The organism is Streptomyces sp. NPDC058751, from assembly GCF_042746485.1.
Classification (GTDB): domain Bacteria; phylum Actinomycetota; class Actinomycetes; order Streptomycetales; family Streptomycetaceae; genus Streptomyces.
In genome coordinates, this window is record NZ_JBHYPZ010000022.1 from 50,367 (window position 1) to 76,618 (window position 26,252).

General features: G+C 72.2%; 19 protein-coding genes and 1 pseudogene. 3 read left to right on the forward strand and 17 right to left on the reverse strand.

From position 1 onward, the window contains the following. Positions 1–3: 3 nt before the first annotated feature. The 9 genes from hydA to ACFW6B_RS21175 all read right to left on the reverse strand — a co-directional run bounded on the left by hydA (position 4) and on the right by ACFW6B_RS21175 (position 11,920). Positions 4–1,404 (reverse strand): dihydropyrimidinase, encoded by a 1,401-nt coding sequence (gene hydA, locus ACFW6B_RS21135; protein WP_386598006.1) that lies wholly within the window; start codon positions 1,402–1,404, stop codon positions 4–6. A 223-nt stretch (positions 1,405–1,627) separates the two neighbouring features. Beyond that, a complete protein-coding gene (locus tag ACFW6B_RS21140) occupies positions 1,628–2,470 on the reverse strand; it encodes a nitrilase-related carbon-nitrogen hydrolase (RefSeq protein ID WP_386598007.1) in 843 nt (280 codons plus the stop codon). Between the two features lie 193 nt (positions 2,471–2,663). Further along, the gene (locus ACFW6B_RS21145; protein WP_386598009.1) at positions 2,664–4,253 is read right to left on the reverse strand and encodes a PucR family transcriptional regulator; all 1,590 of its coding nucleotides are present in this window, start codon (positions 4,251–4,253) and stop codon (positions 2,664–2,666) included. Positions 4,254–4,426: 173 nt separating this feature from the next. Further along, complete coding sequence (locus ACFW6B_RS21150) at positions 4,427–5,710, reverse strand: aspartate aminotransferase family protein (RefSeq protein WP_386598010.1); 1,284 nt, start codon at positions 5,708–5,710, stop codon at positions 4,427–4,429. Continuing rightward, a complete protein-coding gene (locus ACFW6B_RS21155) occupies positions 5,707–6,549 on the reverse strand; it encodes a nitrilase-related carbon-nitrogen hydrolase (protein WP_386598011.1) in 843 nt (280 codons plus the stop codon). The genes ACFW6B_RS21150 and ACFW6B_RS21155 overlap by 4 nt, the downstream gene beginning before the upstream one ends. Before the next feature lie 523 nt (positions 6,550–7,072). After that, complete coding sequence (locus tag ACFW6B_RS21160) at positions 7,073–9,157, reverse strand: hypothetical protein (RefSeq protein WP_386598012.1); 2,085 nt, start codon at positions 9,155–9,157, stop codon at positions 7,073–7,075. Positions 9,158–9,405: 248 nt separating this feature from the next. Beyond that, positions 9,406–10,599, reverse strand: a complete 1,194-nt coding sequence (locus ACFW6B_RS21165) for a barstar family protein (RefSeq protein WP_386598013.1) — start codon at positions 10,597–10,599, stop codon at positions 9,406–9,408. A gap of 17 nt (positions 10,600–10,616) precedes the next feature. Beyond that, positions 10,617–11,540: an aminoglycoside phosphotransferase family protein gene (locus ACFW6B_RS21170; RefSeq protein WP_386598014.1), complete on the reverse strand. Its 924-nt coding sequence runs from the start codon at positions 11,538–11,540 to the stop codon at positions 10,617–10,619. A gap of 125 nt (positions 11,541–11,665) precedes the next feature. Next, complete coding sequence (locus ACFW6B_RS21175) at positions 11,666–11,920, reverse strand: helix-turn-helix domain-containing protein (RefSeq protein WP_386598015.1); 255 nt, start codon at positions 11,918–11,920, stop codon at positions 11,666–11,668. A 32-nt stretch (positions 11,921–11,952) separates the two neighbouring features. On the opposite strand from ACFW6B_RS21175, the gene map reads away from it, so the two are divergent. Beyond that, positions 11,953–12,720: a type I methionyl aminopeptidase gene (gene map / locus ACFW6B_RS21180; RefSeq protein ID WP_386598016.1), complete on the forward strand. Its 768-nt coding sequence runs from the start codon at positions 11,953–11,955 to the stop codon at positions 12,718–12,720. A 106-nt stretch (positions 12,721–12,826) separates the two neighbouring features. Here the strand turns inward: map and ggt are convergent, their stop codons facing one another. After that, positions 12,827–14,644, reverse strand: coding sequence for a gamma-glutamyltransferase (ggt, locus tag ACFW6B_RS21185; RefSeq protein ID WP_386598017.1), 1,818 nt, complete (start codon positions 14,642–14,644; stop codon positions 12,827–12,829). 103 nt (positions 14,645–14,747) lie between these two features. On the opposite strand from ggt, the gene ACFW6B_RS21190 reads away from it, so the two are divergent. Both ACFW6B_RS21190 and ACFW6B_RS21195 read left to right on the forward strand, forming a co-directional pair. After that, complete coding sequence (locus ACFW6B_RS21190) at positions 14,748–15,566, forward strand: hypothetical protein (RefSeq protein ID WP_386598018.1); 819 nt, start codon at positions 14,748–14,750, stop codon at positions 15,564–15,566. Positions 15,567–15,746: 180 nt separating this feature from the next. Beyond that, entirely contained in the window at positions 15,747–17,321 is a 1,575-nt protein-coding gene (locus ACFW6B_RS21195) for an alpha/beta fold hydrolase (protein WP_386598019.1), read from the forward strand. Between the two features lie 75 nt (positions 17,322–17,396). On the opposite strand, the pseudogene ACFW6B_RS21200 reads toward ACFW6B_RS21195, so the two are convergent. The 7 genes and pseudogenes from ACFW6B_RS21200 to ACFW6B_RS21230 all read right to left on the reverse strand — a co-directional run. Continuing rightward, positions 17,397–17,594 (reverse strand): annotated as a pseudogene (locus ACFW6B_RS21200) (amino acid ABC transporter permease); the annotation flags it as partial. Between the two features lie 114 nt (positions 17,595–17,708). Continuing rightward, positions 17,709–18,149, reverse strand: coding sequence for a DUF6278 family protein (locus tag ACFW6B_RS21205; RefSeq protein ID WP_386598021.1), 441 nt, complete (start codon positions 18,147–18,149; stop codon positions 17,709–17,711). A gap of 274 nt (positions 18,150–18,423) precedes the next feature. Beyond that, positions 18,424–19,203, reverse strand: a complete 780-nt coding sequence (locus tag ACFW6B_RS21210) for an exodeoxyribonuclease III (RefSeq protein WP_386598022.1) — start codon at positions 19,201–19,203, stop codon at positions 18,424–18,426. 128 nt (positions 19,204–19,331) lie between these two features. Further along, positions 19,332–19,967, reverse strand: a complete 636-nt coding sequence (locus ACFW6B_RS21215; RefSeq protein ID WP_386598023.1) for an MBL fold metallo-hydrolase — start codon at positions 19,965–19,967, stop codon at positions 19,332–19,334. 72 nt (positions 19,968–20,039) lie between these two features. Continuing rightward, the gene (locus ACFW6B_RS21220) at positions 20,040–21,335 is read right to left on the reverse strand and encodes an alpha/beta fold hydrolase (RefSeq protein WP_386598024.1); all 1,296 of its coding nucleotides are present in this window, start codon (positions 21,333–21,335) and stop codon (positions 20,040–20,042) included. A 257-nt stretch (positions 21,336–21,592) separates the two neighbouring features. Then, positions 21,593–24,979: a S8 family serine peptidase gene (locus ACFW6B_RS21225; RefSeq protein WP_386598026.1), complete on the reverse strand. Its 3,387-nt coding sequence runs from the start codon at positions 24,977–24,979 to the stop codon at positions 21,593–21,595. A gap of 228 nt (positions 24,980–25,207) precedes the next feature. Next, positions 25,208–26,224 (reverse strand): helix-turn-helix domain-containing protein, encoded by a 1,017-nt coding sequence (locus ACFW6B_RS21230; RefSeq protein ID WP_386598027.1) that lies wholly within the window; start codon positions 26,222–26,224, stop codon positions 25,208–25,210. Positions 26,225–26,252: the final 28 nt, after the last annotated feature.

Sequence of the window (26,252 nt, forward strand, 5' to 3'; positions counted from 1 at the left end):
CGCTCAGAGAAGGTACTGACAGGTGGAACGGGGGGTGTAGACGCCGTGGCCCGCGCGCCCGGTGAACTCCCGGTCGGTGATGACCATTTCGCCGCGCGAGAGCACGGTCTCGACCCGCCCGGTGACGCGCTTGCCCTCGTACGCCGAGTAGTCGACGTTCATGTGGTGGGTCTCGGCCGACAGGGTCTGCTCGGCGTGCGGGTCGTAGATGACGACGTCGGCGTCGGCGCCGGGCGCGATGGTCCCCTTCTTCGGGTACAGGCCGAACATCCGGGCCGGGGTGGCACAGGCGATCTCGATCCAGCGGCGCCGCGAGATGTGCCCGTCGACGACCGCCTGGTGGAGCAGGTCCATGCGGTTCTCGACGCCGGGAAGCCCGTTGGGGATCTTCGAGAAGTCGCCGCGGCCGAGTTCCTTCTGCCCTGTGAAGCAGAACGGGCAGTGGTCCGTCGAGACGACCTGGAGGTCGTTGGTGCGCAGGCCGCGCCACAGGGCCGCCTGGTGCTCCTTGGGACGGAGGGGCGTGCTGCACACGTACTTCGCGCCCTCGAAGTCCGGTTCGGCGAGGTTGTCGGTCGACAGGAACAGGTACTGGGGGCAGGTCTCGCCGAAGACGTTCAGGCCCTCGTCGCGCGCTCGGGTGAGTTCGGCGACGGCCTCGGCCGCCGAGACGTGCACGACGTAGAGCGGGGCTCCCGCGACCTGGGCGAGCTTGATCGCGCGGTGGGTGGCCTCGGCCTCCAGAAGCGCCTTGCGCACCTCGCCGTGGAAGCGCGGGTCGGTCTCGCCGCGGGCCAGCGCCTGTTCGACGAGGACGTCGATGGCGATGCCGTTCTCGGCGTGCATCATGATGAGCCCGCCGTTCTCGGCGGAGCGCTGCATGGCGCGCAGGATCTGGCCGTCGTCGCTGTAGAAGACGCCCGGGTAGGCCATGAACTGCTTGAAGGAGGTGACGCCCTCCTCGATCAGCAGGTCCATCTCCTTGAGCGTCTCCTGGTTCACGTCGGAGACGATCATGTGGAAGCCGTAGTCGATGGCGCAGTTGCCGTCCGCCTTGGCGTTCCAGGCGTCCAGGCCCTCGCGCAGCGAGCGGCCGACGCTCTGGACGGCGAAGTCGACGATGGTGGTGGTGCCGCCCCAGGCCGCGGCCCGGGTGCCGGTCTCGAAGGTGTCGGAGGCGAAGGTGCCGCCGAAGGGCAGTTCCATGTGGGTGTGGGCGTCGACACCGCCCGGGATGACGTACTTGCCGGTGGCGTCGATGGCGCGCTCGGCCGTCCACGACTCGGCCGCGGGCGTTCCCGTCGCGGCGAGGGCGGCGATCCTGCCGTCCTCGATCAGGACGTCGGCGTGGATCTCGTCGGACGCGGTGATGACGAGACCACCCCGGATGACGGTACGGCTCATGCTCCCTCTCCTTCCGGTCGTGGGTGCGCTGAGGGGGTTGTGGGGCTGTCGGGGGCTGGGGCCGGCACTGTTTCGCGAGGCGGCTCGTGGGGCGGATCGCGGGAGAACCCGCGTCCGCCGCCGCGCCACGGGTCCGGCGATCGGAGCCGGGGACCCGCGGCGCGGACGGCCGGTGCCGTGGCAGGCGCCGTTCGCGACGGGGCGGACGGCGCCTGCCGCGACATCAGGGCGCGGTCAGCGGCCCGTACGCGCCCGGGGCGCGGTCGCGGTAGAACTGCCACCGGTCGCGCACCTCGCGGAGCTTGGCCATGTCCATGTCGCGGACGACGAGTTCGCTCTCCTTGTCGCTCGCCACCTCGCCGACGAACTGGGCCTCGGGGTCCACGAAGTACGAGGTCCCGTAGAAGTCGTTGTCGCCGTACTCCTCCTGCCCGACCCGGTTGATCGCGCCCACGAAGTACTCGTTGGCGACCGCCGCGGCCGGCTGTTCCAGCTGCCAGAGGTAGCCGGACAGCCCGCGCGAGGTGGCCGACGGGTTGAAGACGATCTCCGCACCCGCGAGACCGAGGGCCCGCCAGCCCTCCGGGAAGTGCCGGTCGTAGCAGATGTAGACGCCGATCCGGCCGACGGCCGTGTCGAAGACGGGCCAGCCGGAGTTCCCGGGCCGGAAGTAGAACTTCTCCCAGAAGCCGGGCACTTGGGGGATGTGGGTCTTGCGGTACTTGCCCAGGTAGGAACCGTCGGCGTCGATCACGGCCGCCGTGTTGTACAGGACGCCGGGCTGCTCCTCCTCGTACATCGGCAGCACGAGGACCAGGCCCAGTTCCTTCGCCAGCGCCTGGAAGCGCCGGACGATCGGGCCCTCGGGGATCTGCTCGGCGTACGCGTAGAACTCCTTGTCCTGGACCTGGCAGAAGTACGGTCCGTAGAACAGCTCCTGGAAGCACAGGACCTGGGCGCCCTGCGCGGCCGCGTCGCGGGCCGCCTGCTCGTGGACCTGGATCATCGATTCCTTGTCGCCGGTCCACGCGGTCTGGAAGACGGCGGCGCGGATCACTCTGCTCATCGGGACCTCCGGTCGCTCGGTGTGCAAGGAGACTAGAAAGACCCGGGCGGTACTTTGAGTTGCACCGTGTCACGTCCGAAGTGCTGTGCCGTTCCACGGTGTCACCTCCGTGCTCCGCCGTGTTGCGCCTGAGTGGTCGTACGTTTCACCGCTGTTGCCCGCCGGTCCGGCACCGCTTCCGCGGACCCTCGTGTCACCGTTGCTGCGCGTCGTGCGCGAGCAGGGCGATGTGGACGGAGGCGGCCTGTTCGAAGTCGTCGAGGTCGACGCCGAGGCGGGCCTGTATGACCTCCAGACGGCGGTAGAGCGCGGGCCGGCTGACGTGGTGGAGCTGCGCCGTGCGCGACTTGTTGCGGCCGGTGGCGAGATAGGTCCGCAGGACGGGCAGCAGCCGCGGATCCGCCTGCGGGCCGCACAGCAGCCCGTCGAGTTCGCGTTCCGCGAAGGACTGGACGTGCGGGTCGTCCCGGAGCAGCCGGACCAGACCGCGCAGATGGACGTCACGGAGCCGGACCAGTGCGGGCCGGTCCTCGTCGGCGGGAGGGTCCGCGGCGGCCTCGGCGACGTGCAGCGCCTCACGCAGCCCGAAGGGCACGTCGTCCCAGGCGGTACGGGGTCCGGCGGCGGCCACGGTGGCGGGCACCCCGGTCTCGTGCCGCAGCCGTACGGCGAAGTGTTCGGCCAGCGCCTCCGCGTCCTGGTCGCGCGGAAGGCTGAGCAGCACGGCGGTGGCCCCGTCGGACAGTTCGGCCACGAGCCCCGGCAGCCCCAGCAGGCGCAGCACCCGGTCGAGCCGGCCCACGTCGCCGTCGCGCACCACCAGGGGCACGAAGGTGCGGCGGTTCACGGGCAGACCGGCGGCCCGCGCCCGGGGCAGGAGCTGGCGGGCCGGTACGGCTCCGCTCACCAGGTCGGTCAGCAGGCCCTGCGCGGACTCCTCCTCCCAGGAGCGGGCGGGGCCGCCGAGCATGCGGTGCAGGACCAGGGCCTCGGCGGCGCGGTCGGCGAGCAGCCGTCCGGTCGCCGCGTCGCCCCGGTGGCCGCACAGCACGATGCGGCCCCATCTCTCCCCCCGTACGCCCAGTTCGGCGCGGATCCATCCGTCACCCTCGCTGCCTCCCCCAGCGCCTGAAGGGCCTGGGTGGTACCCCCATGCCTGCCGGGCGATGCGGTCCCAGTCGCGCAGCACGTCGTCGACGGCGGAGCGTTCGCCCGCGGTGGCGAGGACCCGGTGGGCGAGGTTGGTGACGACGACGGGGCAGGCGGCGTGCACGGCGATCTCGTCGAGCATGCGCTGGAGCGGGGCGCCGGTGGTGATCAGCCCGGTGAGCGCGGTGCGTACGGCTTCGGAGAGGCTCACGGCCGCGAACTTGTGCCGCACCAGCCTGGACTGGACCTCCTCCGTCAACTCGGCGAAGGGGAAGGGGCGGTGGAGCACCACCATCGGCAGTCCGCAGTGTTCGGCGGCCCGGCGCATCACTTCCGGGGGCGCCGGGAAGGCCCGGCCGAGACCGAGGACGACGGCCGCGGCCTCGGCTCGGTGCAGCGAACGGATGTACTCGGCCTGGGCGTCGGGGTCGCCGGCGAGCAGCACCCCTGTGGTGAGGACCATTTCGCCGCCGCTGAGCATGACACCCACGTCGGCGGCCTCGGCGACGTGCACCCAGCGGACGGACCGGTCGAGGTGGCCGGCGCCGGCCACCACCTCGGGCTCTCCGGCGAGCACCCGGTCCAGGGCGAGGACCTGGCGTACCGAGAGGGCGGGTTCCAGGGCGGTGGTCATGGCGGCGTTCCCCTTCGTCCGTGGCTCGGTCCGCCGGCGGAGCGCTGCGGGCGGCCCCGGGGACCCCTCGCGCACCGAACCCCCGGGGTCCTCGCGCACCGGACCCCCGGAGTCCTCGCGCGCCGGGTCCCCGGGACCGCCGCCCCTTCGGCTCACCCGCCCTCGCCCATCTGTTACCCGGCCCGCCTCAGAGCGCTTTCCAGGATCGACGCGCCCTCCTCCGCCTCCGCGACGGTGAGGGACAGCGGTGGGGCGATGCGCAGCACGCTGGTGTCGTGGCCGCCGCCCCTGCCGATCAACAGGCCTTCCTCGCGGGCCGCTTCGAGCACGGCCGCGGCAGCTTCGGGGTGCGCGCGGTCGGTGCCGGGGTGGACCAGTTCGATGCCGATCATCAGTCCGCGCCCGCGCACCTCGCGTACTCCGCCGAACTGCGCGGCGACCGCGCGGAGCCGTTCGATGAGCAGGCCGCCGACGCGCCGGGCGTTGCCCTGGAGGTCGTGTTCGAGGAGGTAGGTGAGGTTCGCGAGCCCCGCCGCCATCGTGACCGGTGAACCGCCGAAGGTGGAGATGGAGTTGGAGTCGAGGCAGTTCATGATCTCGGCGCGGGCGACGACCCCGCCGATGGACGTGCCGTTGCCGATGCCCTTGGCGAAGGTGAGCATGTCGGGCGGGCCGGAGGCGGCGTGGGCCTGCCAGCCCCAGAAGTGCTCGCCGGTGCGGCCCCAGCCGGTCTGCACCTCGTCGGCGATCCAGAGGACGCCGTGCCGCTGGAGGACCTCGCGGAAGGCCGCGTACAGGCCGTCGGGGGGCGCGGTGAAGCCGCCCACGCCCTGGATCGGTTCGGCGATCAGCGCGGCGGGCGGGCGGACGTGGCCGAGCAGGTCCTTCAGGTCCTCGACGCAGGCGTCGGTGAAGGCGGCGTCGTCCAGGTCGGCGTAGGGGCCGCGGGAACGGACACCGCCGTGCACGTACAGCGTCTGGAGCGGCGACAGGGAGGTGGGTGACCAGCCCCTGTTGCCGGTGACCCCGACCGCGCTGAAGGAGCGGCCGTGGTAGCTGTTGCGCATGGCGAGGATCTGGTTGCTGCGGCGGTAGGCGGTGGCGAGCAGCAGGGCCGTGTCGTTGGCCTCGGTGCCGGAGGTGGTGAAGAAGACGCGGGCGTCGGGGATGCCGGACAACTGGGCGATGCGTTCGGCGAGTTCGACCATCGGCCGGTTGAGGTAGAGCGTCGAGGAGTGGATGATCCGGCCGGCCTGCTCGCTGACGGCCTTCGTCACCTCGGGCAGGGCGTGCGCGGTCATCGTGGTGAGGATGCCGCCGAAGAAGTCGAGGTACTTGTTCCCCTTGGCGTCCCAGACGTGCCGGCCCTCGCCGTGGGTGATCTCGATCGGGTCCTCGTAGTAGAGGGCGAGCCAGTCCGGCAGGACCGCCTGGTGGCGGGTGTACAGGTCGGTCATGGCTGCACCAGCCCTTCGTAGGCGTCGGGGCGCCGGTCGCGGTAGAACGCCCACTGCTGCCGTACTTCCTCGATGAGGCCGAAGTCCAGGTCCCGGACGACGAGTTCCTCGGTCCTGTCGTTCGCCGTCCCCCCGACGAACTGTCCGCGCGGGTCGACGAAGTACGAGGTTCCGTAGAAGTCGTTGTCGCCGTACTCCTCGACGCCCACCCGGTTGATCGCGGCGATGAAGTACTCGTTGGCGACGGCCGCCGCGGGCTGTTCGAGCTGCCAGAGGTAGGCGGACAGGCCGCGGGAGGTGGCGGAGGGGTTGTACACGAGCTGGGCGCCGTTCAGACCGAGCTGGCGCCAGCCCTCGGGGAAGTGCCGGTCGTAGCAGATGTAGACGCCGACCCGGCCGACGGCCGTGTCGAAGACGGGCCAGCCGAGGTTGCCGGGCTTGAAGTAGTACTTCTCCCAGAACCCCTTCACCTGCGGGATGTGGTGCTTGCGGTACTTGCCGAGGTAGGTGCCGTCGGCGTCGATCACGGCCGCGGTGTTGTAGTAGAACCCGGACTGCTCGACCTCGAACACGGGCACGACGATCACCATGCCGGTCTCGCGCGCGAGCTCACGCATACGGGTGACGGTGGGACCGTCGGGGACCGGCTCCGCCCAGGCGTAGTGCTCCGGTTCCTGGACCTGGCAGAAGTAGGGGGCGTTGAAGACTTCCTGGAACCCGATGACCTTCGCGCCCTGCCGGGCCGCCTCCCGGGCGTGTTCCTCGTGTTTGGCGACCATGGATGCGGTGTCGCCGGTCCAGGTGGCCTGGACCAGGGCGGCACGTACGACGTTGCCCATGAGCTGCTCCTTCGACGGGACGCAAGAGAGCCTCTACGCCCGTAGACAAAGCTGTAGAGGCTTGAAAGTAAGCCCCCCGGACAGCCTTGCCAAGACCATCGTCGTTAACCCGCCGAGTCGATCACGTTTCCGACCCTCACGGGTGAATGACGTGGCCGGTGGAGCCGGAGGTACGGCCGATCGGGGGACCGGCCGGAAGCCCGGACGGCCGTCGGCACGCGTGGGCGCACGGGCGCCGGCGGGCGCTTCGCCCGGCGGGGGCGCGCCGGGGTCGTCGCCCGTGGAAGGGCGTGCCGCTCCACCAGGCCGTGGCCGGGTGGAGCGGCACGCCGTGAACGCGGGCGGGTGGGGGACACGCCGTGAACGCGGGCGGGTGGGGGACACGCCGTGAACGCGGGCGGGTGGAATGGTGCCGGGGCCGTCGCCGGTTGGAACGACGGGCCGTAGTCGCCACCCGGCGGAAGGACGTGCTGTGACCGCCGCCGGACGGAAGGACACGCCGTGACCGCCGTCCGGCGGGGAGTCACGCCGTGAACCCGGCGACACGCAGGGCGTGGACCAGGTCCCACTGGCATTCGTCGGACACGCCCCGGGCCGCCCGCAGGAGGAGCGGCACGAGGCGCTCCGGGTCCGCCTCGACGCTGCGGGCGGCCTCCTCCGGGGCGCACACGCGGACGTACGCGTCGAGGAGGGCGCCGATCTCGCGGCCGCGGCCCTCGTCGGCGAGGCCGAGGACGGCGGCCCCGATCTCGGGCGCGGGCCGGGTGACGCCCTGGCGCAGCATCTGCCGGCCGTCGGCGGTACGGCCGGCGGTGGTCAGCGCGTCGGCCGCGGCCACCAGCCGGCCGGCGGGCAGCGAGGCCGCCTCCCAGAGCAGGGTGGCCCAGTCCGCGTCGAGACCGGCGTCGTGCAGTTCGGCCGCGAGCAGGGGGAAGCGGGCGGGGGGCCAGTACGCCACCTCGACGAGCAGGGCGTGCGCCTCGCCGCTGCGGCCTTCGCTCCGCAGCCGCGTGAGCGTCGCGACGGCCTCCGCGGCGAGCCGTCGCGCGTCCGCGTCCGGCGGCCCGGGCTCGGCCACCGTCGCGGCCTCCGCGGGCGGGCGCGCGGGTTCCTCGGCGGCTCCGGCGAAACGTGCGCCGCGGGGCGTGCGCCTGCCCTGCGCGGGCGGGGCGGGCAGTGCGGGACCCGTCTGCGGCACGGCTGCGGGTGCCGTGTCCGGCTCCGCCATCCCGGCGAAGCGTGCGCTTCCCCGGCGACGGCGCTTGGCGCGCTTCTCCGGGGACGGACCGGCGCCGGGCGGGGTCCTGTCGTGCGCCGGGGCCGGTCCGGCGGCCGGGTCGTGAGCCCACGCGTCGCCCGGAGCACGGCTCGCGGGAGGAGGCCAGGGCTCATCGGCCTGCCGAGAGTCGGGACCTGCTCCCGCACCGGGACCGGCGATGTGGCCGAGGGCGGGGCCAGGACCGGGCCCGGGAGCGAGATCAGGGCCGACAGGGTAACCAGCGGCAGGGCCGGGGCCGGAGGCATGGCCAGGGACAGGAGCCTGACCGAGGGCATGGCCGGAGCCCGGGCCAGCAGCGCGGCCGAGACCGGGATCGGAGCCAGGACCGACAGCGGAACCGGAAGCGGGGCCAGGACCGGCAGCCTGGCCGGGGACGGAGCCAGAGCCAGGGGCATGGCCGAAGACATGGCCGGGGACGGCAGCCTGGCCGGGAACAGGGACGGAGCCGGGGGCGGGGGCAGGGGCGTGGCCAGGGTCGGCTGCGTGGTCGGCCGGGGGCGGGGCGGTGTCGGGGGCGCCCGCTCGTGTGCGCGGGCGCGCGTCGGAGCGTACGCCCGGCGCACTCGTATCGTGGCCGTGGTGGACGCCCCCCGCTCCGGAGGAGTCGCCTTCGGAGGAATCACCCGCGGACGCATTCCCTGCGAGCGGGTGCCCCGGGGACGGATACCCGTCCCGCCCGCCCCCTTCCGAGGGGTGCCGTTCGGGCAGGCGCCCGCCCGGCGGATCCGTCTCCGTCCGGTTCTCCGGACGCCACCCCCACGTGCCGTCCGGCGCGGCCGGAGCCGGGAGACCCGGCACGCTCCGCGCGCGGGCGCGCAGGGCGTGGCGGTCGACGTGGTCGATGCGGTGGCGCAGTTCGGCGCAGCGGGCGGTGGCGCGTTCGTGGTCGTCCTGGGCCCAGGCGAGGTCCACCCGGATCGCCTCGGCCTCCTCCCGGGAAACGGCCGAGGCGAGCCGGCCGCTCAGTCCGACCTGGCGTTCGGCGGCATAGCGCTGCTCGCGGAGCATGACGTCCAGACGGTCGCCGAGGGCGTCCCGGCCGCCCGGACGGGCGTCGTACGCGGCCAGCGAGCCCTCGTACAGCGTGCGGGCCCGCGTCGTCTCCTGCGCCGCGGCGCGCTCCCCGTACCGCGCGAAGACGTCCTGGAGGAGTGCTTCCACGACGTCCCAGGGCGGCACCTCCCGGCCTTCGAGGCACGCCCGCATACCGTCGGGGTCGCGCTGCCAGAAGACCTCGCACCAGCCGCCGCCCCGGTCGAGCCGCCCCACAAGCCCGTTCAGGTACCGCGCGAACTCCAGTACCTGTTCCGGGAGTTGTCCTACAGTCATCACTCAACTCCCCGCCCGACGTGAGCACTTCGACCCGACAGAGAACACCATTCGTGTTACGGATCGACTACGGGGAGTTTTCGGCGCGGGCGCGGAGATCCCGGCGGGGCGCACCGAAGCGCGCTCTCCCGGCCTTTGAGCGCCGGATCACGCGCCCGCGCGAACACCCGGGCACGCGCCCGGCGGCAGCAGGCGCCGGATCCCGGCTCGGCCCCGCCCCCGGGTCGTATTCGCCCGGGGCCTGCGGGCTACCGGAGCACGACCGTGACGCCGCACCGTTCGAGGAGTTGCACGATCCCCTCGAAGTAGGAGGGCCGCCCCTCCGGATCCTCCACGGCGTCCGCCAGTGCGCGGCGCGCGACCTCGGAGTCGTGCCAGGTCAAGGTGAAGGGCGGGGCCACTCCGAATCCACCGCACAGGCAGTCCTTGAAGGCGTTCCACTCCCGGCCGAAGTAGCGGCCGGGTCCGAGCAGGGCCTCGGCGATCGCGCAGTGCAGCCCGGGGACGTCCGTGACGAACCGGCCGTCGAGGTGGTACTCGCCGCCGGAGCGGTCCGGCCTGGGCACGGGCACCCGCCAGGCACGGGTGGTGAGGTCGAGCCAGGCGTCCCTGCCCTGCGAGTCGTACGGCGCCCACAGGTTGGGGGCTGCCGGCGGACCCTGATACCACTCCGCCCAGATCGGGCGGGCCGTCGTCGACGGCCGGTCGGCTCCGCCGTCGGTGAGGGTGATGTCCTCCAGCCCGTCGCCGAGCACGGACGGGCGCGCTCCGGTGATGCCCAGGCCCACGGTGCGCGAGGCCATCACGGCGCCATGTCGATCCAGCACCAGGAGATCGGCCCAACCCGATACCCACCGGCGTGGTCGTTGAGTCCCCACGAGCAGCGGCTCCGCGGCCTCGCAGCCGATCAGCTCCATCGGGACGGGGGCCGGGTCCGCTCGCCGCTTGAACAGACCGTCCACGGCGGAGCACCGGCCTGCACTCGCAGCAGTGTCCGTCATCCCCGCGAAAAGCTCGAAGCGTGGTGTCGCAGGCGGTTCGAAGGAGCTCTCCTCGTTCCTGACACCGGCGCCGAGCACGATGTCGTACCGCGCGGGGTCGCCGGGGTGGGGCTGATGGGCCACCACGACCGCATCGACCAGAGTCCACCACTGCACGGGCCGCTCGTCGTCCCAGACCTCGACGCACACATCGCCCAGACCCCGCAACGAGACGTCGGACTCGGCCACGACCTCGCTCAGCAGACCTTCCGGGCTGCACCCTCGGAGGGTGAGGACCTCCCTCGGCGGCGGGACCGGGTCGACGAACAGCCCTTCGACGCCCGCGCACCTCCCCCAGAGCTGTTCCACGCCGTCCTCGTCCTCCTGGACAAGGAGGTACTTCACCGGGAAGTCCCGGTCCCACCCGGTGTGGTCTTCGACGCGCACCCAACCCCCGAACATGCGAGCGATCTTCGCGCCTACGATACGGGCCCTCCCGGGCCGGATGTCAGGACACGATCGAGCGCCGCCCGGCCCGCGGGCCCCCAGGCCGGCTTGCCGCCGGGAAGGCCCCGCTCCCCGTTCTGGCCCATGAGGACGAGGAAGAGGCTCTTCATGGCGGCCAGCCCTCGGGCGCGCCGGACCGTCGCCTCGTCCGCGCGCGCGTACGCCTCGAAGAACCGCGGGCCCGCGCCCGCGGGAAGCAGCACCCACGCGGCCGCCAGGTCCCACGCCGGATCACCGGCGAACAGGGAATCGAAGTCGATCACACCCGAGAGCGTCCCGTCCGAGACGACGACGTTCGCGGGATGGAGGTCACCGTGCACCCATACCGGCGGGCCCTCCCACCCGGGGGCCGCGACAGCGTCGTCCCAGACGTCCCGGACCGCCCGGGCGTCGGCGGCGAGGTTGCCCGGGGCGATGGCCCGCAGGAAATTCTCGAAGCCGTCCGTGCACTCCTTGGGGTGAGCGCCACGGTCCGAACCGGCCGGTGCCCCGGCGGGCGCCACCGCATGGAGCGCCCCGAGGAAGCCCGCCAGAGTGTCGGCCGCGTGGTCGCCGCGACTGATCGAGGCGCGGTCCAGCGGCTCGCCGTGGACCCACGTCATGACGCTCCACGGCTTCGGGAAGCGCGCGGACGGTTCACCGGTCCGCACGGGCGTCGGAACCGGGAGCGGAAGGCGCGGGGCCAGGACGGGCAGCCACCGGCACTCCTTGCGCAGGAGGTCCGGGGCGTCTTCCGTGCGCGGCATGCGCACGGCCAACTCGTCCCCGAGGCGCCACATCTGGTTGCCCCAGCCGCCCTCCACCTCGCGTACGGGCAGCCCCGCGAGGTCCGGATGCTGGTCCTTGAGAAGATCACGCACCAGCTCTGCGGTGATCTCGGTCCCGGAGTCGGTCATGCGAAGCCACAGTACGTGAGACAGGCGGAGCGGACTCCCGCTTTCCAAGACGCCCACCGCCGGACCCGTTCCGCCGACGGGCCTCCCCGGAGGAAGTCAGCGGGCCCCTCCGGAGCGGAAGGACGTCACGCCGCGGGCACCAGAGCGCACCGCACGACGAGCTCGTCCATCGAGAGCCCGAGGGCCCGCGCCAGCGCGGCGACCGTGAAGAAGGCCGGCGTGGGCGCGCGCCCGGTCTCGATCTTGCGCAGGGTCTCCGCGGAGATCCCCGCGACCCCGGCGATGTCCGCCATGCTGCGGTCGCCACGGGCTTCGCGCAGCAGCCGCCCGAGCCGCTCGCCGCGTTCGCGCTCTTCGGGGGTCAGAGGGGTTCGCACCATGGCACCATTCTAATACCGGTATAGTAATTGGCATGGTGGAACTGAAGACCGACACGTCGATCGACGAGATGTACGCGGCCGGCCAGGTCGTGGGCAGGGCGCTCACAGCGGTGCGCGAGGCCGCCGACGTGGGCGTCTCGCTGCTGGAACTGGACGAGGTGGCGCACCAGGTCCTGCGCGACGCGGGCGCGACGTCGCCCTTCCTCGGCTATCACCCCTCCTTCGCGCCCACGCCCTTCCCCGCGGTCGTCTGCGCCTCCGTGAACGAGGCGATCGTGCACGGCGTCCCGACGGGGTACCGGCTGCGCGACGGCGACCTCCTCTCCATCGACTTCGGCGCCGAACTGGGCGGCTGGGTGGGCGACTCGGCGATCAGCTTCATCGTGGGCGAGCCGCGTGCCGCCGACGTGCGGCTCGTGGAGACCGCGGAACGGGCCCTGGCCGCGGGGATCGGGGCGGCCGTCGTCGGCAACCGCATCGGGGACATCGCGCACGCCATCGGCACGGTGTGCCGGGCGGCGGGATACGGGATCCCGGACGGGTTCGGCGGCCACGGCATCGGACGCCGGATGCACGAGGACCCGGGCGTCCCGAACGAGGGCCGTCCGGGACGCGGGCTGCCGCTGCGGCACGGAATGGTCCTCGCCATCGAGCCGATGCTCATCGGCGGCGGCACGGACGACTACCACGCGGCCCCCGACGGCTGGACCCTGCGCACGAACGACGGCTCCCGGGCGGCACACGCGGAACACACGGTGGCCATCACGGACGCGGGTCCGCGCATCCTGACGGCGCGCTGACCACTCCGGACACCGACGGCCGTGCGGCGGGGACGGGCCCCGCCGCACGGCCCGACGGCGACCAGGACGCGGGTGGCCCGCCGTCAGGACGCCGGGCGCACGATCCTCAGGACTCGGGTCGCACGACCATGGCCGAGCCGCCGCCCCGCCGGACCTTCTCCGCCGCGGCCAGCCACTTGCCGTTCGGGAGGCGCTGGACGCCCGTGGCCGCGCCGATCTCCGGGTTCGTCTTGAAGGAGTGCCCGATCGCTTCGAGCGCGGCCCTCGACGGGCTGTCGTACAGGCCCGGTTCGAGTTCGGTCTGGGCCGCGTTGCGCTGGCTGGCGCGCGGTGTGGCGATCGCGTCGACCAGCGGGAGCCCGCGGTCGACGAACTCGGTCAGGGTCTGCAGGACGGTCGTGATGATGCTCGCGCCGCCGGGCGAACCGAGCGCCACGACAGGCCTGTCGTGGCGGTCGAGGACGATGGTCGGCGAGATCGACGAGCGCGGACGCTTGCCGGGACCCGGCAGATTGGGGTCGTGCACGGCCGGGTTGGCCGGGGCGAAGGAGAAGTCCGTCAGCTCGTTGTTGAGGAGGAAGCCGCGTCCCGGGACGGTGATCCCGCTGCCACCGGTCTGTTCGATGGTCAAGGTGTAGGCGACGACGTTGCCCCACTTGTCGGCCACCGTCAGATGGGTCGTGTTCTCCCCCTCGTACGTCGTCGGGGCGGCCGTCCCCGTGCCGGCGCAGGCGGCGGGGTTCCTCGGGTCGCCCGGCGCGAGCGGGCTCGTCAGCACGGCGTCGTCCTTGACCAGGCAGGCCCTGCTGTCCGCGTACCTCTGCGAGAGCAGGCCCTTGGCCGGTACGTCCTCGAAGGCCGGGTCGCCCACCCAGCGGCCCCGGTCCGCGAACGCGATCCGGCTCGCCTCGATGAAGTGGTGCAGGTACTGCGTCTCGCTCACCTTCGAAAGGTCCTTCCCCTCCAGGATGTTGAGCGCTTCGCCGACGGTGGTGCCGCCGGAGGAGGAGGGGGCGATCGAGTAGACGCCCAGACCTCGGTACGAAGTCCTGGTGGGCGCCTGGCGCTTCACCCGGTAGGCCGCGAGATCCCTCGGGGACAGCTTGCCGGGACGGGCGTTGTAACCGGACGCCGGGTCCACGGGCGGCCTGTTGACGGTGTCGACGATCTCCCGGCCGAGTTCGCCGGTGTAGAGGGCGCGCGTGCCCTTCCTGCCCAACTCCTCGTACGTACGGGCCAGATCGGGGTTCTTGAAGGTCGTTCCGACGACCGGCAGCGAGCCTCCGGGCAGGAAGAGCTTCGCGGTGTCGGGGAAGTTCGCGAAGCGCGCCCGGTTGGACTCGGTCTGCGCGCGGAAGGTCGGGTCGACCGTGAACCCGGTGCGGGCGATGCGCTCGGCCGGCTCCAGGACGCTGCCGAGGCGCCTGCTGCCCCAGGAGTCCAGCGCCGTCTGCCAGGTGGCGGGCGTGCCCGGGGTGCCCACGCCCAGCCCGCTGGTGACGGCGTCGGCGAAGGCGAGCGGCTTGCCGTTCTCCAGGAACAGCCCGGAGTCGGCGGTCAGGGGTGCCGTCTCGCGTCCGTCGAGCGTGTGCACCGTACGGGACTTGGCGTCGTAGTAGACGAAGTAGCCGCCTCCGCCGATGCCGGACGAGTAGGGCTCGGTGACGCCGAGGGCGGCCGCCGTGGCGACGGCCGCGTCGACGGCGTTGCCGCCCTTCCTCAGCACCTCGACGCCCGCGGCGGACGCGTCCGCGTCGACGCTCGCCACGGCACCCCCGTACCCGACCGCGACGGGCACCTTCACGGCGGCCGTCCTTTCGGCCGTGCCCGCCGCCGGCGTCCCGGGCGGCGCCGCCGCACCCACCAGCACCGTCGCGGCCGAAACCGCCAGGACCGTCAGATTCCGCGCAAGAGGACGTCGCATCAATACCTCCAGTCAACAGTCGTCTGCGCAGCGTAACTTCACCGCGGTGACCACGTCAGGCCCCCTCGAACACGGTTCCGCGGGCCCGCTAGCATGCGCGCACATGAATGACGACGTGCGCAACATCGTCCTCGGCGTCCTGGCAGTCGGCATCAGTGCCGCGCTCGGCTGGATCGCCCGGACCTACCTGTGGAAGCGCAAGCTCCGCCGCAAGCAGGCGTTCTTCGGGCTGCCCGACAACGCCGAGTCGCTCCTCGTGGTGAACCGCGAGGCGGGCGGTACCGAGCTCACGGTGATGCGCCACGACGTTTTCGCGCTCCTCGAACTGTCCGCGCTCATCAAGGACTGCGGCGCGCACGCCCAGGTCATCGCGCACGACGCGACCCAGCAGGGTTTCGGCGAGCGCACGGAGTTCTGCGTGGGCGGACCGGCCTCGAACCGGCGCATGGCGGCGCACCTGCAGTCCCTGCTGCCCGGCGTGCAGGTCAACGTCGAGTCCGGACGGGGGCCCGACCGGGGCGCGTTCCAGATCGGCGGCGAACGCTACCGGCTGGAGCCGGGCCAGGCCGAGTACGTGATCCTCGCCCGGCTCACCGCCGGCCAGAGCCGTGCCGTGCGGCCGGTCTTCCTCTTCTGCGGCCAGCGCGCGATAACCAACCAGGCGGCGACCCGCTACCTCGCCCGCAACCACGCGCGCCTCGCCCGCAAGCACGGCGGCAACAGCTTCGTCCTGCTCCTGAAGGTCGTGAACTCCCAGGCGTACGGCCCCGACGTCGTCGAGGTCGTCGCGGACGTCACCCGCGCCGCCCAGGCCCCGCTGCCGGAGCCGCCGGCCCCGGACCCGGCGCCGGACGCGGAGCCCGACACCGACGGGGAGACCCCGGCGAGGCCGGCCACGCCCCGGGCGCGCCGGCGTACGTGACGGCCGGCCCAGGAGGGCGCGGCGCCTTCCGGCCGTTCGCGGCGCCCACGAGGTTCGAACGGATGGAAATGAACACTTCAACAATCGTTACTCGCACGTAACTTACCGACGGGTTACTTCGAGTAAGGCGCCGCGGTTACCGTCGGGTCACCTTGCACTGACCAAGTGAGGAGTGACCCGTTGGGAAACGGTCGCAACCCCCTGCGCACTTCCGCCCTCGGCGCCGTCTCGGCGACGCTCGTCGCCGCCGCGGGCCTGGGCCTGGCACCCGTCGCCCAGGCCGCCGACAGCTCGGGCGGTGTCCGCTTCGTCGACATCGCCGGTGACGGCGGCACCACCCTCAAGGCCAACGTCGTCACTCCCGCGGGAGCGGACGGAACCCGCGCCTACCCGCTCGTCGTGCTGCCCACGAGCTGGGGCCTGCCGCAGGTCGAATACCTCGCCCAGGCCCAGAAGCTCGCGAACTCCGGTTACGTGGTCGTCGGTTACAACGTCCGCGGCTTCTGGCAGTCGGGCGGCGAGATAGACGTCGCCGGCCCCCGCGACACCGCCGACGTGTCCAGGGTGATCGACTGGGCGCTCGCCAACACGCCCGCCGACGCGCGGAAGGTGGGCGTGGCGGGCGTCTCGTACGGCGCCGGGATCAGTCTGCTGGCCGCCGCGCACGACAAGCGCATCAAGGCGGTCGCGGCGCTGAGCGGCTGGGCGGACCTGACCGCGTCGATCTACTCCGGCCGCACCGAACACGTCCAGGCGGCCGCCCTGCTGAACGGCGTCGGGCACATCACGGGCCACCCCAGCGCCGAGACCCAGCAGGTGTTCAAGGACTTCTTCGCCGGGGACCTGTCGAAGGAGCAGGCCCTGCTCGACTGGGGGAAGAAACGTTCTCCCAAGACCTACGCCGACCGGCTCGACAAGAACGGCCCCGCCGTCTTCATGGCCAACACCTGGGGCGACACGATCTTCTCGGCCAACCAGTACGCCGAGTTCTACGAGGGACTGAGCGGGCCCAAGCGGCTGGAGCTCCGTCCCGGCGACCATGCCACCGCCGAGATCACCGGTCTGCTCGGGCTCCCCAACGACGTATGGACGGACACGGCCCGCTGGTTCGACCACTACCTGGCGGGCAAGGACAACGGCATCGACCGCGAACAGCCGGTGCGGCTCAAGTCCCGCTCCACGGGCGGCTACGAGGGCTACCCGGACTGGAAGTCGGTGGGCGCGACCACGAGGAAGATCGCCCTCGAAGGCACCACCAGGATCCACACGAACGTCGACTCGGGCGCGGACGGCGGGGTCATCTTCCTGTCCAGCATCCTCGACCAGCTCACGCGGATCCCGCCGATGGCCTCGATCCCGCTGCTGCCGCGCTACTGGAGCGCGGTGTGGCAGTCGGAGAAGTACGAGGACGCCCAGCGCGTACGGGGCACCGCCAGGCTGCACACGACGGTCACCGGCACCAAGGAGAGCGGCACCTTCGTCGCCTACCTCTACGACGTGGGCCCGCTCGGCATCGGCAAGCTGGTCAGCAACGCGCCGTACACCTTCCACGGACAGACGCCCGGCAAGCCGTTCGGCGTCGACCTGGACCTGTTCTCCACGGCGTACGACGTCCCGGCCGGGCATCGGCTCGCCCTGGTCGTCGACACGGTCGACCCGCTGTACATCGAGCACAACCCGTCCGGCGCGCAGCTGACCTTCTCCTCGCCGGAGCACGACCCGTCCTACGTGTCGGTACCCCTGCGCGAGCAGTGATCTCCGGCTGGCGCCGGCCGGGCCTGGCCCTGTGAGCCGCCACTCCCCCTGCGGTCGCGGGGCGGTGGGGGGTACCCCACCCGGCAGCAGCGTCCCTGGTCCGGCCGGAGCCACGCACACGGCCTCGGTCTCGGGACCGCACCGCTCCCGCCCGTCCGCCCGTGGGCGGACCGGGAGAACGGCACGCACATCCCGATGCGGATCGGCGAAGATCACCGTCACCACGGGGATGAACGGCAAATCGTAGTCGAGGATCGCCGCGGTCGGCCTTCCGGGCCCGGGGAAGCACCCGGCGAGACGCCGGGGCCCGTGCCCCGGCCCGGGGGCCGAAGGGTCCGGGCACGGATCGCCGCGCCGCGTCCGGCAGTTGGGGGCCGGGCCCCGCGGTCAGGCTTCCGCGGCCTCGGCGTACATCTGGGACAGCTCGGGAACGCCCTGGACGGCCCAGTCGAGGCCGGCCTCGACGACCGGGATCTCACGCCCCGAGGGGAGCCGGACGGCCGGGCTGCCGCCGGGCCAGACGTGCCAGGAGGCACCCGGCACGGTGCGCACCACGACGGTGCCGAGATAGAGGCCGGCGTCGTTGCCGAGCCAGGGCAGCGCCTCGGGATCGTCGCGCCACAGCGGCAGGAGCTGGTCGAGCGCCACCAACGAGTCCGGGGAGTCGTCCAGTTCGAGGCCGACGGCCGCGGCCTGGGAGCGGAGCAGTTCGCACTCCGAGAGCAGCTCGGCCACCCCTGCCGGGTCGTCCTCGAACGCCTTGGCGAGAGGACGGTCCCGCCGCACCGGACGCCGCTTGAGCAGCTTGTCCAAGAAGGAGATGTTCATGACCAGCCTCTCCGTGGGGTGCGATCGTCGAAGCTCCGTGCTCCCGGCAGGTGAACAAAATGTAGCTCGCGGCATTTCATTACGGAATCAGGCAAATCGTGACACTCGGAGAAACACCCCTGAACCCTCACCGGTTTCCCGAACCGGCCCATGACGAAGCGTGCCCGCGATCGCGGGTCCGAATGCCCGTCACCCGTCGCCCGTCGCGGACACGCCGGGGCACGCCCTGGACGTGCCGGCCCCCGCGTCCGGGGGCCGATCCGGACGACAGGTCCTAGACGTCCAGGTCCACCACGACCGGCGCGTGGTCCGAGGCGCCCTTGCCCTTGCGCTCCTCGCGGTCCACGTACGCGTCCTTGACGGCCGTCGAGAACGCTTCGTTGCCGTAGACGAGGTCGATGCGGATGCCGCGGTTCTTCGGGAAGCAGAGCTGGCGGTAGTCCCAGTAGGTGTACGGGTGGTCGTACTTGAGGGGGCGCGGGACCACGTCCGTCAGGCCCGTCTCGCGCAGGGCCGCCAGCGCGGCGCGCTCGGCCGGGGTGACATGGGTCAGGCCCTCGAACGCGGCCACGTCGTAGACGTCGTCGTCCGTGGGCGCCACGTTGTAGTCGCCGAGCACCGCGAACGGGCGGCCGCCCCCGGCGTCGCCCGCCACCGCCGCTCTCAGGGCCTCGAACCACTGGAGCTTGTACGCGTAGTGGGCGTGGTCCACCTCACGGCCGTTCGGCACGTACACCGACCAGACGCGGACCGGACCGCAGGTCGCGGAGACGGCCCGGGGCTCCTCCAGTCCCTCGTACTCGGGGCCGCCGGGCAGGCCCTTGACCACGTCCTCCAGGCCGACCCGGGAGATCACCGCCACGCCGTTCCACCGTCCCGTGGCGTTCACGGCCGCCTCGTAACCCAGCTCGCGCAGTGGTTCGACCGGGAACTGCTCGGCGGCGACCTTGGCCTCCTGGAGGCACAGCACGTCCGTGCCGCTGCTCTCCAGCCAGGCCAGCAGCCTCGGGAGACGGGCGGTGACCGAGTTCACGTTCCAGGTGGCGATACGCATGCTCCACAACCTACCGGGCGGGTACGACAACGGGTCGGCCGGAGACACTGCGTGCCGTCCCTTCCTCTCCCGGGCGACGCGGTGCGGCACGGACGGGAGGCGCGGCACGGACGGGCGCGCGGCCGGGCTCAGACCTCCACCGACGCTCCCGGTGCGAGCCGCAGGTGCTCGGAGCCGCCGAGGGCGCCGATCTGGCGGTCGTAGATCGGCCGGGCGAGGTCCGTGAGCAGGGCGTCGTGGATGTCGTACGCGCGTTGCGGCTTGACCTCGCGGACGTACTCGATGACCTCGGAGATCTTGTTCCACGGCGCCATCACGGGGAGCATCAGCGTCTCGACCGGCCGGCCGGGGACGGTCAGGGCGTCCCCGGGGTGGAAGACCCGGCCGTCGTCGACGAGATAGCCGACGTTGGTGATGCGCGGGATGTCCGGATGGATCACCGCGTGCAGTTCGCCGTGCACCTGGACGTCGAAACCGGCGGCGGTGAAGGCGTCCCCGTGGCCGACCGTGTGCACCCGGCCGGGGAAGGCGGCGGAGACCTTCTCCGCCACCGACCGCAGGGTCCAGATCTCGGCCGCCGCGTTGGCCTCCATGGCCGCGCGGAGCCGCCCCTCGTCGAAGTGGTCGGGGTGCTCGTGCGTGACGAGGAGGACGTCCGCGCCCACGGCCGCGTCCTCCTCGCTGAAACCCCCGGGATCGATGACGAGCGTCCGCCCGTCCTTCTCGAGACGGACGCAGGCGTGCGACTTCTTCGTGAGCCTCATGGGTCCATCCTGCCCCCGTGCCCGTCCCGGAGGTCACTCCTGCGGACAAGTCCGCCGGACGGCTCCCTCCGCTCACTCCTGGGGGGTCGTCTCCTCACGGATGATCTTCTGGGCCACCCGGAAAGCGCTGTTCGCCGCCGGCATGCCGCAGTAGACGGCCGTCTGGAGCAGCACCTCCTTGATCTCCACCGGGGTGAGACCGTTGCGCAGGGCGGCGCGGGTGTGGACGGCGAGCTCGTCGAGGTGGCCGCCCGCGACCAGCGCGGTCAGCGCCACGCAGCTGCGCGAACGCCGGTCGAGTCCGGGCCGGTCCCAGATCTCGCCCCACGCGTACCGGGTGACGAACTCCTGGAAGTCCCCGGAGAACTCGTCCGCCGAGGCCAGCGTCCCGTCGACGTGCGCGTCCCCCAGCACCTCGCGGCGCACCTTGATCCCGATGTCGTAGGGGTCCTGCCGCCCGGCGGGCTCGGGCGCGACGGGGGCCGGGGCGATCTCGGCGAAGGGGGTGACCAGCGGCGGCGCGGCCTGCACCGGGTAGGCCTGCGCCGTCTGGACGGCCATCTGGCCGGTGGACGAGTCGAACGGGGGCAGCCAGGCGCTGGAGAAGTGCCGCACCAGCAGGTCCGTCACGGCGGCGGGCTGCTCCACGGGCACCAGGTGCGAGGCACCGGGGACGACCGCGAGCCGGGCGTCCGGGACGCCCGCGACCAGGGTGCGCGCCTCCGCGGGTCCGGTGACCTCGTCGTCGGAACCGGCCAGGACCAGGGTCGGCACGCCGACCAGTCCCAGTTCGTCCCGCACGTCGAAGGTCGCGAGGGCCTCGCAGGCCGCGATGTAACAGCCGGGGTCGGTGGTGCGCACCATCTGCACGGCCCACTCGGTGATCGCGGGCTGGGCCGCCGCGAAACCGCTCGTGAACCAGCGTTCGGGCGAGGTCCGGGCGATCGGGTCCAGGCCGTTCGACCTCACGATCACCCCGCGCTGGCGGAACTCGTCGGCCGTGCCGAAGCGGGCCGAGGCGGCGATCAGCGCGAGGGAGGCCACCCGCTCGGGGCGGCGCAGTGCCAGTTCGAGCCCGATGGCCCCGCCGAACGCGCAGCCCGCGTACCCGAAGTGCTGGATGCCCAGCCGGTCGAGGGTCGCCAGCAGCCGCTCGGCGAACTCGGCCACCGATCCGGCGGGGTGGGCGGGCGCTCCGCCGTGTCCCGGGAGGTCGAAACGGAAGATCCGCCAGCTCTTCGAGAGTTCCGGGATCTGCCTGTCCCACATGTGCCAGGTGGTGCCCAGGGAGGGCCCCAGGATCAGCACGGGCGCGTCTTCCGGCCCGTCCAAGCGGTACTGCAGGGTGTTCGGTGGTGTCTCGCTCACCCGCCCGAGCCTCTCATACAGCACGAAATCTCATACCGCTGGGGCGAGCCCCGAGGCACTTGTCGATCATCTCGCGACAGGTCCCGACCCATATGAACCATCACGGGTCCGGATCTGCGCTTTTCGGCGAGCATTCGCGACCGTTCCGACAGAAGGGCCCGGGCTGATGGACGCATGTGCGAAGCCTGCGGTGGACGCGGTTCCCTTGACCGGGAGCTCGTCCACCGCAGGCATCATCCACCGGTCGGACCGGATCCTCAGCGGACGTCGTAGGCGCGGGTGATGGTCTGGGTCACCGCGTTGCCCTTGGAGTCGGTGAAGGCGACCTTCGTCATGACCTGCTTGCCGGTGGCGCCGGTGTGGTCGAGCACGGCCGTCCACCGGCCGCCCCGCCGCTCGGTCGGCGCCTCGGTCCAGGTGGTGCCGCCGTCGTAGGAGTACGACAGCGCGGCCTTCGTGATCGCGCCCGGGGTGTACCCGGCGTGGCCCTCGACCGACAGACCGACCCTGATGCCGCTCTCGGCGGGCAGGGTGTTCATCCCGTCCGTCGGCAGGTCGTACACCGGGGTGAGGATCGGAAGGCCGCGCGAGTAGACGTCCGGCTCCCGGTGGGAACGGAAGCTCCACGTGGTGGTGGCGGCGGTGGAGCGCAGCCAGTTCCGGTCGCCGGAGAGGATCTTCTCCAGGTTCTGGGTGAGCTCGTACGCGGAGTCCTCGTCCGGCACCTGGAACACGCCGTAGGGATCGATCCTCCTGCCGATCTGCTCACCGTTGCGCTTCAGTACCAGGTTGCCGAGGTCGCCGAACGATCCGCCGTAGGTCCAGTGGTCGCCGGAGCCGTCGACCCAGAGCGCGTTCTGGAAGCCGATCAGGTCGCCCTGTCGCTCGGCGGCCAGCATCAGCTCGCCGTCGGCGTCGCGCGGCGCGGCGGGCTTCAGGGGGCCGCCGTACCACTCCTCGGAGCCGCGCTGTCCGGTCCGGTAGGTGCGCTCCTGGTCGCCCATGAAGGCGGCGAACGGGAAGCTGGTCATCGCGCCGTGGTACCAGGCGTCGTCACCGGTCGTGTAGTAGGCGGTGCGGGTGACGGGCACGTGGATCTTGCCGTACGGGCTGACGGGGACGTAGCCGCTGTCGGTCCCGTTGGGGCGGATGAACAGCGCGTCCAGGTAGTCGGCCTCCTTGCCCATGGCCTTCCACGTCTCCTCGACCTGGGCCAGCCTGGAGTCCCTGGGCCGGTAGACCCGGTCGGAGTACAGCGGACCCCCGGTCGGGAACGACAGGTTGTAGACGTAGGGCTTGCCGTCCTCGGTGCCGGACGCGCGCCAGGTGGGCCGGAACTCGAAGGTGCCCTTCGTGGCGCGTCCGTCGACGTCCGCGTAGAGGTTCTGGACGGTCTTGGCGATCGAGAGCGATCCGGAGGCCTGCCAGGTGTCGTCCCACGAACGGGCGTAGCTGAACGTGGTGTTGTCCACCGCCGAGGGGCGCTCGGTCTCCAGGCTCAGCCGGTGGGCCTCGCGGGCGTCGAGGACGACGGTGGTGTCACGGGTGATCCGCAGCTGCGGCCGCGCGAGGTAACTGACCGATTCCAGCACCTTGTTCGCGTCGTACGACGTCACGAAGCTGCTCAGGGCGTAGTCGCCCGGGCGCACGCTGAACGTCTGCTCTGCCGCACCGGCGTTGGTGCGGCGCTCCCCCTTGTCGATGTCGAGCTTGGCGATGTCCAGGGAGGAGGAGCCGGCGGCGGGGTTGCCGTTGCGGTCGATGAGCTTGACCCGGAGCGTGACCGTCTCCGGCTGGACGTAGAGGGTGACGGGCACGGAGACGTGCGCGTCGCCGCCGGTGGCCAGGATCCGGCCGGTGACCGCGCCGTACTGGGAGTCCCTCAGACGGGCGGTGGGGTCGATCCGCAGCGGCACCCGGACGGTGGCCCCCGCGGGGATCCGCACCCTGTCCTGCGTCAGTTCGACGATGTCGGAGCGGACATCGCTGCCGTCGTTGCCGTGCACCCCGCTGACCCGCAGGTTCAGGGTGAGGTCCCTGCCGCCGGTGTTGGTGAGGGGCACCTGCACGGTGGTGCGGTCCGAGGCGTCCTGCGGCCAGTCGTAGCTGCCGGCCTGCACGGCGGGTGCGGCGAGCACCTTCTGCTTCACCGCGTCGGACACGTCGAGCACGCCGGCGCCGGTCTCGTCCGCTCCGGCGACCTCGCCGCCGGTGCGGGCGGAGGAGACCAGGGCGGCCTTGACCTGCTGCGCGGTCCAGTCCGGGTGGGCCTGGCGGACGACGGCCGCGGCACCCGCGACGTGCGGGGTGGCCATGGAGGTGCCGGACATCGACTGGTAGGCGTAGACGCCCCGGCCGCCCGCGTTGGCCGCCGATATGCCGACGCCGGGGGCGGCGATCTCGGGCTTGAGGGTGTGGGTGACGGCCACCGGACCGCGGCTGGAGAACGGCGCGGTGGTGTCGTCGCGGTCGACGGCGCCCACGGTCAGTACCTCGGGCACGCAGCCGGGCGAGGAGACGGTCTCGGTGCCCGGACCGGAGTTGCCCGCGGCGACGACGAACAGTGACCCGGTGCTCTGCGCGAGCTGCTTCGTGGCCTGGGACACCGGGCCGGTGCAGTCACGGTCCGAGGCGTTGCCCAGGCTCATGGAGACGACGTCGGCCTTCTGGTCGACGGCCCACTGCATGCCCGCGATGACCCAGGAGTCCTGGCCGTAGCCGTAGTCGTCGAGGACCTTGCCGATGAGCAGGGAGGTGCCGGGGGCGACGCCCTTGTTGCGGCCGTCGCTCGCCGCTCCGGTCCCGCCGACGGTGGAGGCGGTGTGGGTGCCGTGGCCCACGCGGTCGGCGGTGTCCTTGGAGTCCGTGAAGTTCTCGGCCTCGGTGATCCGGTCGGCCAGGTCCGGGTGCTCGGCGTCCGCGCCCGTGTCCAGCACGGCGACCTTGGTGCCCTTGCCGTCGTATCCGGCCTTCCACGCCTCCGGCGCGTGCACCTGCTTGGTGGAGCGGTCCAGCGTGGCCTCGACCTTGCCGTCCAACCACAGCTTCTTCAGCGTGGAGGCGGAACGCGAACGGGTGTTGGTGACGTCCTGCCAGAAGGTGGCGGCCGTGTCCTTGTCCGCCTCGAGCGCGGCGCCGTCCACCGCCGGGAGGCTCAGGACCCGTTCCGCCCCGCGAGGCGCGGCGGGCGCGCTGTCGGCGAGGTTCACGCCCTTCCGGTAGGTGGCGATGAGCGGGAGCGCGTCGGTGTGGGCGTCGTCGTATCCCTGGCGGATGAGCCCGGTGACGTTGAAGAGCTGCTCGTCGACCTTGTCCTCGGCGATCGCCCGGGAGGCGTCCTCCGGGTAGACGTAGAGGTCCTCGCCCCTCTGGTACGTCTGGACCACCGGCTGGGTGCCGTCCTCGCGGGGCAGGACGGCGGCGGAGCTGCGACCCGACGCGTCCGTGGTCACCAGCACCTTGTCACCGGTGACGAGCGTGACCGACACCTGCTTGCCGCCGGCCGCGGTCCCGCTGCCGACGACGGGTCGTTTCCCTGACGCTTCGTCAGGCGATGTGTCCGCTGCCCCGGAAGGCGAGACCGCGGTGACGCTCAGGACGACGGCGGTCGCCGCGCCCAGAGCCGTACGCGTTATGGAGCGCATGAATCTCCCCAATGAATACCGTGAACATGCCAGGTTGTGGGGTGCAGCCTGGCAGACCCGCGGATCGGCCGGGGATGCCGCGCGTGACGGGTTTCCCGCATGTCGGTATCCCGCCACACGGGCATGTCCGGTGATTCGTGGGACCGTTGGGGCCCCGGCCCCGCGGACGGAGGTGGACCCGTGCCCCTCTTCGCCGCGATCCGTCCGGGCGAGCGCCGGCCGGGCGGGTCAGAACCAGCCCGCGCGTGCGGCGTGCCAGCCGAGCTGAAGTCGCGAATCCGCTCCGGCGAGGTCCATCAGACGGCGCGTCCGCCGCTCCACGGTGCGGATCGACAGACCGAGCTGGGAGGCCACCCGCCGGTCGGACACCCCCGCCAACAACAGGGCGAGGACCTCCAGTTCCCCCTCGGTCGGCCGCTGGTCGCCCGCCGGGTCCGCGCGCACGCCCGTGGTGGTGGCGTACAGCGGACGGGCCTGGTCCCACTCCCTCTCGAAGAGATGGACCAGGGCCGTCAGCAGACCGCTGCGGTGCACCACGATGGCGCTCGGCTCGTCGCCGGAGTCCGTCATGTCCAGCGGCACCATGGCTCGTTCCCGGTCCGACACGACCATCTTCAGCGGCAACGAGTCGGCCAGGCGGAGTTCGAGACCCGCCCCGATGGCCTCTTTCACGTCCCTGCCCACGTCGGGACCGTCGAGGTAGTCCTTGGCCGCCACGACCCGGAAGTCGACCCCCCGGTCCAGCGCGGAGCTCTCCGACACGTCGGCGTCCGCACGTGGCACCGCGATGGGATCCCCGACGAGGAAGACGAGCAACTCCCGCTGGGCGCCGCGCTGGAGCTGGTGGAACCGGTGCGCGACCTGCTCCACGCCGACGACCACCTCCATGACACTGCCCGCGGGGTGCGCGGCGGTGCTGCGGTACTGCTCGGTCAGCATCGAGAACGCGGTCTCGGCCCGGTGGAGTGCGTTGCGCTGCTCGACGAGGAGCGGGGCCAGGGCCACCGAGGGCGGGGTGAGCCGGTAACGGGGGGTCGAAAGGCCCTGCGAGTCGGGTACGCCGCTCTCGGCCTCGGCGGCGATCGCCACCAGACCGCGTGAGGACAGGCCGAGCAGGATGCGGGTGGTCTCGGGCTCGTCGAGTCCGGTCTGCCCGGCGAGGTCGTGCGCGGAGGCCGTCGGGCGGGCGAGCAGAGCGGTGTAGACGGTCTCCTCGGCCAGACTCAGTCCCAGCGCCTGCAGCATCCAGCTCCCCTCTCGGGCGGCCGCCTCG